This is a genomic window from Limosilactobacillus alvi (assembly GCF_016900115.1).
Taxonomy (GTDB): Bacteria; Bacillota; Bacilli; order Lactobacillales; family Lactobacillaceae; genus Limosilactobacillus; species Limosilactobacillus alvi.
In genome coordinates, this window is record NZ_JACJJQ010000002.1 from 16231 (window position 1) to 28518 (window position 12288).

The following is a 12288-nucleotide window of genomic DNA, read 5'->3' on the forward strand; positions in this document are numbered from 1 at the left end:
ATGGGAGTCATCATGGTTAAAAAGGTTATTAGTTGGTCATTTAGTCAGGTTTTAATAGTTTTGTTCGTGTTTAATTTACTTCTATGGAATAATTCATTACCATTTATAAATTACGGTAATGACATATCGAATTTAATTCTTTGGAGTAAAGATTCATTACCATATATCGGTAATAGTATTGGCCTGACAAAACTTGTTATTTTACAAGGTATTCACACTATTTTAAATATGGTGGAGATTTGGGTTTTATTGGAAGTAGGGCAACAATATAAAAAATTGTCAAAACCAACTGGTTGGATTATACAGAATTGGTTATTAGTAGTTATTGTAGGTAGCCTAAGTTTATTGGGAGGCCTACTGAGGGGAAAATATTTTCAGTTTTCGGATTTAATCACTGTGTTTTTCCCTATCTTACGAGGCGCATCTAATATAGTCATTGCATTGTTGGTAACTCCGTTTATTATTTTCCTAACAAAAGAATTAACAAGTGAAATCAAAACTAAAATAAATTGGGTTATTGAGTTACTTTTTTTAACACAAACAATCTTTAATGTAAATTTGTGGGGAATTAGTGGGCAAGATACAGCTCTAATTTACGTATTAATTATTCTTCTTGGAGCAAATCTGCACGAATGCACTGGAAGTAAGAAAGTCCCAATTACTATTCTCGGTGTAGGTTTTATATTGGCTCTAGGAATGCCATTGTTTTCATCATTAGCTCATTGGAACCTATCAACAGCAACACGTTTTTCAAGTTTAGGGAATGGTTTTGTTATTGTTGGGTTAACTGAGTTATACAGAAAAATTAAATTTAGATTGTCTTTAAAATTATCTAATCTAATTGTACCATTAAGTATAATTTCTACATTACCTATAGTTAGTACTTATTGGACTAAGCTGATCACCAATCTTCCAGGAGATCTAATTTTACGTTTTGAGTACGTTCTTATATGTGCTATTGGGATAACAATTATTACTTACGTCATTGGTTTGGGGTGGAAATATATCATTCTAAATACTGACCTAAAGAATTTTAGTGAAGTACAATTTCCGACAACATTTGACGAAGGAAAGAGTGCCATAAAAAAATATATTGTTAAGTATCAAAGGCAACTTTTTGCACTCTTTACAATTTATTGCGTAGCCTATTTATCTTTTGTAGGTGTATTAACGACATTTAAAGCTTCAATGCTTGTAATGATATTTGTAAGACTCCAAGGTATGATCATTGTTAATGCTTTCTTTTTATGGTTAATTTATCGTGGTTTGCTTGCAATTACAAATCGCTACTGGGTTAGTTTAATCATTTCACTTTTTGCAGAAATCTTTTGGACGATCGCTAATCAGATCAAGATTGAAGTACGAAATGATCCGATTCTACCTGCAGAAGTAAAAATGTTTCAGGCTTATGGTGACGTTTTTAAGATGGTACCGAATGGTGTCTTAATAATAGCTATACTTTTGATTTTTGCTTTAGTTTTCGGTATTTTTTATCTAGAAAGAAAACATCAAGTAAAGATAGAGCAAAGGCCACTTAAACGATTAATTGTTATTGTTATTATTACACTAATTTTTGGTTCATCTTGTTTCTGGAATCATCCTGGTAATCGAGTTGGCATGCTTTTGAAAGCTTTTGGCAATGATCCAGCTTTCTACGACCAACTAGAAGGAGTACAAAACAGTGGACCATTAGTTCAACTTTTAAATAATATAGATGTTACTGTTATGAATCGACCAAAAGATTATAATCGAGTAACCATGGAGAAAGTTGCAAAACATTATCGACAAGAAGCAAAGAAAATAAATAAGCAACGAACGAATGAACTTCATAAACAGTCAATTATTTTTAATTTAAGCGAAAGTTTTTCAGATCCTCGTCAGGTACCTAATATATTGATTTCAAAGAATCCAATTAAACGAATTGATGCAATTAAAAGTCAAACTACCAGTGGTTTAATGCTTAGTTCCGGATATGGTGGAGGAACAGCAAATATGGAATATATGACCCTGACAGGATTACCAGTTGCTAGTTTTATGCCAATGTTAACAATTCCATATACCCAATTAGTACCGGGAATGAGTTATTCATGGTCATTTAATCAACTTTTTAAGACGTCAACGGCAATTCACCCATATGAAGGTACTTTTTATAGTCGTATTTCTGTATATAAGAAATTTAAATTTAATAAGTTTATGTATTTAGGAAGTAAATATAAAATTAAGCATCAAAAAAAGCTGGATCGTTCCCCATATTTATCTGATCAAACAGCATATGAGAACACATTAGACCAACTTAAATTACATCCGAATGGTCAATTTATCAATTTGATATCGATGCAAAACCATTTTCCATTTGACCGTAACTATTATGATTTACCAAGTGAATATAAACTAAAAATCACAAATCAAACGTCAGTGTCACAATTGAAAGATTATGTTGGCGGGATTCACCATACTGATCAAGAAGTTCAACAGTTTATTACCAAACTTGATCAATTGAAACAACCAGTTACCGTTGTCTTTTATGGTGATCATGTTCCTGGGATTTATGCTAATTCGTTTGCTAAAGATGGCGAGAAGCTCCATGAGACCGATTACTTTATTTATTCAAATAAGGCGGCAAGAGCACAAGGGGCTAAGAATTTGACCAAGGATACCAAGTTTGTGGCGCCAAACGAATTTATGGCAATGGTAGCTGAACAAACTAATTCCAAAGTTACTCCATATTTAGCTTTCTTAACTGATGCTTGGCATGATTTACCGGCAGAAGTAATGAATATGACTGGTGAGCAATCAAATAGTTACGCTCCTCATCCTCAATTTGTTACCCGCCAAGGCAAGATCATTAGTCAAAAGCACTTTACCAAGAAACAAAAACAGCTTTATCATGACTATCAGTTGATTCAGTATGATTTAACTGCGGGAAAGCAGTATTTGATTAAGGATTGGAAGATGAAGTAATTTTTGATTTAGGAGCTTAATTTTATTAGAAATCTTAAGGGAATCTGGGTTAATGCTTGTTACTGAGATTTCTTTTGGTATAATAGTTGTTAAAGTAGTGACGATCATAAGAAAAGTGATTGAAATTTATTAAGGACTTAGGAGAAAGATTACCAATGAAAAACTTTAAAAAGAGTTTCGCTGCGGTCGTAATGTTAGTTGCAATGATGTTTTTCGTGGCTGGATGTGGCAATTCTAAGAAAGCATCTGATTCTTCAAGCAACACGACTTCTAGCAAGGTTGTAAAGAAGAGTGTTAAGGCAAACAAGAATTCAACCAAGGATTCCAACGCAAAGAAAGAATCTTCTGAAAGTAGTTCTGCTTCTAATAGTAACAGTAGTAACACTTCTTCCAAGAACGATGCTAATAGCCAAGCAACTACTGATGATAACAGCTCAAGTTCATCTAAGAGTTCTTCATCAGCGGTTGACTCAAGCCGTCAATTGGGCTTAGGGGATGTGGCTACTTGGACCGATGCAAATGGTGTAACTCACCATGTTGACAGTGATGGGATGGATCGGCAAACGAAGAACGGCCAAACGACTTACGCTGATTGGTCTGGTGCTTTGCCAAGCGAAGCTACGATCATTCGTTCTAGCTCGAGTAGCTCTAACTAAATAAAGCGAATTCAAAAATTGAAAGGAAGATTTCCGTGAAATTCAGGGAATCTTCCTTTTTTTGTGTTTTTAAGGTTTTCTTAAACTTGTCAATTGAAAAGTAATTACGTGACGAGTAAGATGAAAGGCGTGATGAATTATTTGTGAAGGAGCTATGAAGGAATGGAATCAAAGACGCACTTTAAAATGTATAAGGCAAAAAAACAGTGGTTATTAGCCGGTATCACTGCCCTGGGCGTTCTCTTCGGAAGTACAATGATGGCCCAAGCGGATACAAATACGGTGGTTGCTAACTCGACTAATGATCAAGTTACAGCTACGACAGTGGCTTCAGCAAGTACTAATAGTCAAACGGTAGCTAATAGTAATAGTAGTAGTACCGACGTAAATGCTGGGGCAACTCTTCAAACGAAGTCAGTTAATATTACTCCCGTAAGTAGTACAGAAGTTCAAGCTTCAAAACAAGCCACGACAATTACTAAGCAAGTAACAAGTGCAGCTCCAACAGAAACTTACGAAAATGGTCACTGGTACCTTAAAGATAGTGATGGTAATAAATTATCTGGTTGGCGGAATCTTTCGGGTAACCGGGAAGCTTACTACAATCCGAGTACATACCAGATGGAGTATGGTGAAAGTTATATTGGCAATCATTGGTACTACTTCAACAAAGTAGATGGCGATGTGGCAACTGGTTGGATTAAACTTCCAGATGGTCGAGAAGTTTACTATGACGTTAAAAAGGGAACCGATTCTGTTTCTGGGCAAGGAATGCTCCATGGTATGCAAACTTTGCCAAACACTAACAAGGCCTACTACTTCGATCCGATCACTGGGGCCGAAAAGACAGGTCTTCAAACCATTAACGGTAAGACTTATGACTTTAGCCCAGCACGAGTTGAAGACTCTGAAGCTTATGCCAATAATTCATGGCGTTACTTTAACCAAGATGGAACTATGGTAACTGGTTTTGTCCAATTAAGGGATGGTCGGACCGTTTATTATAATGGTATGGGTGAAATGCTTTACGGTGAAAACTATATCAACGGACACTGGTACTTCTTTAACAAGGTAACCGGAAAGATGGCGTCTGGTTGGACAACCTTACCCGATGGTCGGAAAGTTTACTATGATTTGAAGGCTGACGGCTCTGGGCAAGGGATGCTCCATGGTGCTCAATTAATAGACGATCACCTTTATAACTTTGATAACATTACGGGTGCGTTGAAGGGCGAGGCGAAGAGCACGGTTTACTTTAATCCAGCCACAAAGCAACTCCTGTACTTTAATGAAAATGGTGAGTTAACTAAAGACACCACTATTAAGTTAGGCGACCAAACCTTTAAAGTTAGTGCTAATGGGGGGTTACAACTTACTAACGGTGAAAACTACATCAACGGTAACTGGTACCTTTACGATGCTAAGAGTGGTCAAGTTAAGACCGATTGGCAAAAGATCAGTGATGGTCGGACTGTTTACTATGATCCAACTACTGCAGTTATGAAGCATGGCGAAGCTTACATTAATGGGGCTTGGTACGATTTTGATACCAATACTGGTGCCATGAAGACTGGTTTTGTTACTCTACCAGATGGCCGTTATGTATACTACCAAACTAATGGTCAAATGAAACACGGTGAAATGTACCTCAATGGTTACTGGTACCATTTTAACGAATCAACGGGTACAATGAGCAAAGGCTTCACCAAGCTTACCGATGGTCGGTTAGTCTATTATGATGACCAAGGTCACATGATTTACGGGTGGAAGAACTTTGGTGGGAAAGAATACTACTTTAACCTATCAACCGGTGATGCTGCGCGGGGTGACGTCTGGATTGGTGGTAAAGAATACTTCTTCGATTCTGGAACTGGTGCTCAAATCACGGATAGTTACACGATCAAATTAATTTCCTGGTTCTACCATCGGGTTGGTAAGATCACTTATTCAATGTATGGTTCTCGGGATGGAGCTGATGGTACGGCCGATTGTTCTGGTTCAGTGACCCGGGCCATTTATGAAGCCTCTGGAGTACCATATTCTTATCTTTACAACACCGAAAGCCTTCACGGCTACTTAATCCAAAATGGCTACCACTTAGTTCATGAAAACTCAGGTTATGAAAATGACCACCGGCTTGGTGACGTTATTATCTGGGGCCGGAAAGGTTACAGTGCTGGTGAATTTGGCCATACTGGGATTATGACTGGTTCGGGTAGTGATGCCAAGATGATCTCGACTTGTTACTACACGGATGGGCAAAAAAATACTGCCATTCAAAACTTGAATTATAACTATTATTGGAATTATGATGAACGGCCATACTACTATGTATACCGGAAGTAGTTTATCAAACAATCAATTTTTGCGGAAATTGGTTGTTTTGCCTTCTAAATAATTGAAGGAGTTTTCGATAAATGGTAAAATTTAACCGTTAAGCAAAATTTTGATTATCAATTGAAGGAGTTTCGCATGAGTAAACAAACACCAGAAATTAAGCGTCATTTTAAGATGTACAAGAGTGGTAAATTATGGTTAGTTGCCGGGATTACGGCGGTTAGTTTGATGGCGGGGGGCCAAGTGGCCGCCAATGCTGCCGATAACACTGCAACCGCATCAACAAGCACAACTGCAGTAGCAAGCGCAAGTGCTAGTGATTCAAGCGTTGCCGCTTCAGCGAATAGTAGTGCTAGCTCAAGCGCAACGCCGGCATCATCTAGTGCAAGTTCTAGCGCAACGCCGGCAACTTCAGGGACAAACGCTAATTCAAGTACTACCACTAGTACGTCAGCTGTCTCAGCAGCGCCAAGTGTAACTTTTGAAAAGGCAGATTCTAATGGTAATGAAACTAGCACAACGTCTGAAATGGCTGGTTTCTTTAAAACCACTGGGAAGGCAGTTAAGCAAAACGGCCAATTAACCTTAACGATTTCGATGAATGATCAATCAGCTTCATTTGCTTCAATGATTAAGCAATTGAGTTTGGCTGATGGTAACAATGCCTTTGTTTCCAGTAATAATGGAAAAGATTGGACGGTTACCACGAGTGACATCAAGGATGTTTACAAGTTAAACATGACGATTAACTTTGGGGTGGGTAACCACAATGAAGTTGCTTACCTTAAGACCAATGTGATGGAAGCTTTAGCGGCAGCTGAAGAAACAGCTTCAGCTAGTGCTAGTGCTTCCGCATCTGCGGCTCAAAGTGCTTCAGCAAATTCATCCGCAAACTCTTCGGCAAACAGTAGCACATCGTCTTCAGCAAATTCATCCGCAAACAGCAGTGCTAACTCTTCGGCAAACAGCAGTGCTAACTCTTCGGCAAACAGCAGTGCTAACTCTTCGGCAAACAGCAGTGCTAATTCATCTGCTGACTCTTCCGCTGCAAATGCAGAACCAAAGGAAAAGTATATTAATGGTGCATGGCGGTTAGTAACGGCTGATGGCAAGTACCTCACTGGTTGGCAAACCCTGAAGGATGGCCGGGTAGTTTACTACAGTGAAAAAGGTGCCATGTTACATGGTGAAGCTTATATTGGTGATGCCTGGTTCTACCTTGATGATGTTACTGGTGCCGTAAAGTCTGATTGGGTTACTTTAAAGGATGGTCGGGTAGTTTACTACGCCTCTGATACTAGGACGGGTAAGGTAACCGGGATGGTCCACGGGATGCAAACTCTTCCTGATGGAAAGACTTACTACTTTGATGATGTAACCGGTGCTTTATTAAAGAACACCACGAAGACAGTCAACGGAGTAACTTATTCAATTGATAAGAATGGGGTTATGACTAAGGCGACTGCCCATGAAGTTTACGAAAACGGTGCATGGCGGTTGAAGTCAGCTGATGGTAAGTACCTTACTGGTTGGCAAACCCTGAAGGATGGCCGGGTAGTTTACTACAACGACAAGGGGGCTATGCTTCATGGTGAAAACTACATTGATGGGGCATGGTTCTACCTTGATGATGTTACTGGTGCCGTAAAGTCCGGTTGGGTTACATTAAAGGATGGTCGGGTAGTTTACTACGCCTCTGATACTAAGACGGGTAAGGTAACCGGAATGGTTCATGGTATGCAAACCCTTCCTGATGGAAAGACTTACTACTTTAACGATGTAACTGGTGCTTTATTAAAGAACACCACGAAGACGGTCAACGGAGTAACTTACTCAATTGATAAGAACGGGGTTATGACCAAGACTGATACTACGAAGACTCATGAAGCCTACATTAATGGTGCATGGCGGTTGGTAACGGCCGATGGTAAGTACTTAACTGGTTTCCAAAAGTTGAATGATGGTCGAACAGTTTACTACGATGCTAATGGTGCAATGCAATATGGTGAAAAGTACCTTGGTGGTTACTGGTACTTCTTCAACAAGACAACTGGGGCAATGGCTACTGGCATTACGACCTTACCAGATGGCCGAGTCGTTGATTACAACAGTCAAGGCCACATGGTTTATGGGGAACAATACGTCAACGGTGGTTGGTACAACTTTAAGCAAGGCGATGGTCACATGCTTAAGGGTTGGGTAACCTTAAAGGACGGCCGGATCGTTTACTATGGTACCGATGGTAAAATGATTCACGGTTTCACCCACATTAATGGCCTCTTAGTTCACTTTGACGAATCAACTGGTACCTTAACCCGAAATAGTTACATTTACTATAATGGTCAACGTTTCTATGCCCGGAACGACGGGGCCATGAGCCGTGCCTAGGTTACTAAATTAAATTATTAAGCTTAAAGTCTTAAGATTAGGATTTCCTAGTCTTAAGGCTTTTTTGTATTGATTTGGGTTGAGTTGACAATTGAATGGCAAATATTTTTCAGAAAAGTATGTATTCAGTGGTAAGGTTTGTTATCATTGTTAGAGTGGTTTTATAACGATACATACTTTATGCTTAGTAATTGGGAGGAATTCTAATTGGATTTTCAGTTAGCTAACGGGGTAAACGTGCACATTATCCCCACACAACAATTTAAGCAAACCAAGGTCTTAGTAAACTTTACAACCTTGCAGACGCGGGAGAATGCAGTAGTACGTAATCTATTAGCAAACCTATTAGTCACTAGCAGTGAAAAGTATCCAACGCAAACGGTACTTTCCCGTCACTTGGCTAACCTGTACGGAGCAGCCGTCAGTGGTTATGTTACTCGGATTGGACATGCTCACACTTTGCGGTTAAAGGCAACCTTTGTAAATGAACACTTTGCCCCCCACGTCCTTACCGAAATGATTGCTACCCTGGGAGAATTAATTTTTCATCCCCTAATGGTTAACGACCAATTTGACCTAACTACTTGGCAACGGCAACAGGCTAACCTGGTAGCAACCTTAAAATCTTGGGATGACGACAAACAATTTTATTCCGTTCGCCAATTGGAAAAACTGTATTACCAAACCGGCTCGGTCATGGAAATCCCAAGTTCAGGGACGCTACCACAAGCTGAAGTGGTCACTAATGAAGCAACAGTCGCTGCTTACCACCAGATGTTAAATGAAGATCAAGTAGATATTTTTGTGATTGGGGACGTTGATGTAGATACGGTCATGGCGAGTCTCCGACAACTACCGTTCCAACCACGGGAAAGTCATTTACCAGCCACCCTTTTCCATCACCAACCAAAAGAAGCTTTCAAGGAATTGGTTGAACACCAACCAATTCAACAGGCGCACCTCAATTTGGCTTATACTTTCCCGGTTTACTTTGGGGAGCCTGATTACCGGCCCGCAATTGTGATGAACGGAATTTTGGGTGGGACCCCTTATTCTAAGCTCTTTGTCAATGTCCGCGAAAAAGCTAGCTTAACTTACACCGCAAGTAGTGGTCTGCGGGCCTTTTCTGGCCACTTAATTATTTCGGCAGGAATTGGAGCGGATCAGGTAAACCAAGCCGAAAAATTAATTAAGCAACAGATTGTGGCACTGCAAAATGGCGATTTTGATGAAACTACCGTAGCTAAGGTTAAAGCCGGTTTAATTAACCAGTACTATGCCAACCAAGATGATGAAAACTATCTACTTGGACGGGCTTTAGCGCGGACAATTTTACACCAGGCGCAGCCAAGTGATTATCCGACAGCAATCCAAGCAGTTACGCCGGCAAAGATTGTTGATTTAGCCCAACAACTCGAACCAGCGGCCCGGTATTTCCTTGAAGGGGAGAATTAAGATGGAAACCCGAACTTATAGTGAATTTAATCAAACGGTGTATGAAACCACCCTCGAAAATGGCCTGCGGGTCCGATTAATCCCGATGACCGGGTTTCACAAGACCTATGCCATGTTGACGACCGATTTTGGGGCGGTCGATCGGTCGTTACCAGATGGTCAGCCAATTCCGGCTGGGATGGCCCACTTTTTGGAACACAAGTTATTTGAAAAGGCGGATCATGATGCCTTTGATCTCTTTGGGGCCTTAGGAGCTGATGCTAATGCTTTTACCGCTTTTACGCAGACCAGCTACCTCTACTCCACGACTGGGCATTTCAAAGAAAACCTCGACGTGCTTTTAGATTTTGTCCAAACCCCATACTTTACGGATCAAACAGTCCAAAAGGAAATTGGCATTATTTCCCAGGAAATTCGGATGTACAATGACAATCCAGATAGCCGGCTTTATATGGGCATGTTGGGAAATCTTTATCCCCACGATCCCTTAGCGGACGACATTGCCGGGACCGAAGAATCATTGCAAAAGATTACCCCAGAGCTATTGTATGCGGCCCACGCTGCCTATTACCAACCAGAATATCTGACCCTTCAACTGGCGGGGAACTTAGATCCTGAAGAAACTTTACAGTGGATCAAAGATAACCAAGCCCAAAAGGCTTTTAAAGCGCCAACTGGAAAGGCCATAACTTTCGAAGTTGCAGATCCAACTGGCAAAGATATCTTACCTTACCGGCACTTAACAATGCCGGTTAGCCGACCGAAGGTAATTGTCGGGTTACGGGGTGTTCAATCGACAACTGATCCCCGGGTCCGCTTAAAGCGCCAATTGGCAATTTCATTAATGTTGGAACTCCTCTTTGATGATACCGGCCGACATTATCAAGACTTGTACAACCGGGGAATTATCGATGATTCCTTCAGTTTCAACTTTGAAAGTAACCGGGGCTTTAACTTCGCCTTGTTTGCGACTGAAACCGAACAACAGGCCGCCTTTCGAGATGCCATTAGCCAGTTAGTGGAAAACGCTAGTGTGGAACTGGCTGCGGTGAAGGATCAATTTATGATGTTAAAAAACGGCATTTTAGGTCGCCTAGTTGGTGCTTTAGACTCGCCGGAAACGGTGGTTAACCGGTTTGCGACCCGGGACATGGGGAGTTTAACGATTTTTGATGAAATTCGGACGCTAAAGGCTTTGACCTGGGAAGAGGTTGAAGCGGTTGCTAAGGACTTTATGGAACCAGAACGGTTAACGGTCTACGAAATTGACGCTAATTAATTCCAAAAGAAATTATAAAAACTTTAAATTCGTTGGGAAAAAGAATGTGCTATACTTGCCTAGGTTATTAGGAAAAAGAATTGAGGATAGAGCATGAGTGAAAATGAAAAACACTTGCAAATTGGGCAACAGTTAAAAGATGCGCGGGTCGCTAATGGCTATACGCTCGATGATTTACAACAAGCTACCAAGATTCAAAAGCGCTACTTAATTGCGATTGAAGACGAAAAGTTTGACGAATTGCCGGGGGATTTCTATGTCCGAGCTTTTGTTAAGCAATACGCCGATACGGTCGGCCTTGATGGCAATGAACTTTTGAAGGATTATGATGATTACTTGCCTAAGACCAAGACGACGGAGTACTCTGAACATTTAAGCCAAGCGGTTGAAACCCGGCGGGGGAGCCATAAAGTGACGACCGATGGCTTTGATCGGGCCCGGAAGTACATCCCCACGGTTATTGTTGGGGCGATCGTAGTAATCATCTTAGGGGCCATTTGGGTGACAACAATTATTAAGAACCATGCGGATTCGGCAACCAAGATTGATTCGAGCTCCGTTTCTGTTTCGGGTGAATCAAGCCGTTCTAGCAAGAAAAAGGCTTCTTCATCAAGTAGCAAGCAAAAAGAATCCAAGTTGAAGTTAACGGAAGCTTCCCGGACTTCCACCAGCGTTGTTTACAACACGACCGCAACTTTAAAGAAGAGTACTGATTTGACGGTCAAGGCTGGAACAAATGCGCTTTACACTTCCGTTAACGTAGATAACACGAGCCGGTTGGCCAAGACATTGCAAGCCAAGCAAACGGGTTCAGTTACGCTTGCAAAGACGGCTAAGAAGGTGGTTATTACCCTTGGTAGTGCTAGTGGGGTAACAATTAAGCTCGGTAATCAAACGCTAAACTTTACCAATAATAATCGTTATCCATCAACTCGGGTAATTACGATTAACTTTGGCTCTAGTTCCACCCAAACGAGTTCTGCGTCAGCAAGTTCAAGCTCGATCTCAACTGCAACAACAACTGGTACTACGGGAACTACGCGGACAACAACCGGGACTACCACTACTAGTACGAGTCAACGGACGACCGGAACAACGACGACGGGACAATCAACGACCACGGCTAACAACCAACGGACGACGACTGCGACGACAACGAATAACACTGCTACCACAACTAGTCGGTAGGCGAGCTTTTGAGGAGGAGTTAGT

Annotated in this window: 7 protein-coding genes; all 7 read left to right on the top strand. The window is 40.9% G+C overall.

Features of this window, described 5'->3' with window-relative positions:
- Positions 1-12: 12 nt before the first annotated feature.
- Positions 13-2961 (top strand): LTA synthase family protein, encoded by a 2949-nt coding sequence (locus H5993_RS00540; RefSeq protein ID WP_204775809.1) that lies wholly within the window; start codon positions 13-15, stop codon positions 2959-2961.
- 155 nt (positions 2962-3116) lie between these two features.
- Entirely contained in the window at positions 3117-3617 is a 501-nt protein-coding gene (locus H5993_RS00545; RefSeq protein WP_204775810.1) for a hypothetical protein, read from the top strand.
- Between the two features lie 162 nt (positions 3618-3779).
- On the top strand, positions 3780-5963 hold the full coding sequence (locus H5993_RS00550) for a peptidoglycan amidohydrolase family protein (protein ID WP_204775811.1): 2184 nt from the start codon (positions 3780-3782) through the stop codon (positions 5961-5963).
- 126 nt (positions 5964-6089) lie between these two features.
- The gene (locus H5993_RS00555) at positions 6090-8342 is read left to right on the top strand and encodes a KxYKxGKxW signal peptide domain-containing protein (RefSeq protein ID WP_204775812.1); all 2253 of its coding nucleotides are present in this window, start codon (positions 6090-6092) and stop codon (positions 8340-8342) included.
- 207 nt (positions 8343-8549) lie between these two features.
- On the top strand, positions 8550-9797 hold the full coding sequence (gene yfmF / locus H5993_RS00560) for an EF-P 5-aminopentanol modification-associated protein YfmF (protein ID WP_204775813.1): 1248 nt from the start codon (positions 8550-8552) through the stop codon (positions 9795-9797).
- Between the two features lies 1 nt (position 9798).
- The gene (gene yfmH / locus H5993_RS00565; protein WP_204775814.1) at positions 9799-11076 is read left to right on the top strand and encodes an EF-P 5-aminopentanol modification-associated protein YfmH; all 1278 of its coding nucleotides are present in this window, start codon (positions 9799-9801) and stop codon (positions 11074-11076) included.
- A 93-nt stretch (positions 11077-11169) separates the two neighbouring features.
- Entirely contained in the window at positions 11170-12264 is a 1095-nt protein-coding gene (locus H5993_RS00570) for a helix-turn-helix domain-containing protein (RefSeq protein WP_204775815.1), read from the top strand.
- Positions 12265-12288 lie beyond the last annotated feature (24 nt).

Bases quoted from the DNA above. Each gene is read 5' to 3' on its own strand.
- H5993_RS00555 (WP_204775812.1), top strand. From the start codon at position 6,090: ATGAGTAAACAAACACCAGAAATTAAGCGTCATTTTAAGATGTACAAG.
- H5993_RS00540 (WP_204775809.1), top strand. From the start codon at position 13: ATGGTTAAAAAGGTTATTAGTTGGTCATTTAGTCAGGTTTTAATAGTT.
- H5993_RS00545 (WP_204775810.1), top strand. From the start codon at position 3,117: ATGAAAAACTTTAAAAAGAGTTTCGCTGCGGTCGTAATGTTAGTTGCA.
- yfmH (WP_204775814.1), top strand. From the start codon at position 9,799: ATGGAAACCCGAACTTATAGTGAATTTAATCAAACGGTGTATGAAACC.
- H5993_RS00550 (WP_204775811.1), top strand. From the start codon at position 3,780: ATGGAATCAAAGACGCACTTTAAAATGTATAAGGCAAAAAAACAGTGG.
- H5993_RS00570 (WP_204775815.1), top strand. From the start codon at position 11,170: ATGAGTGAAAATGAAAAACACTTGCAAATTGGGCAACAGTTAAAAGAT.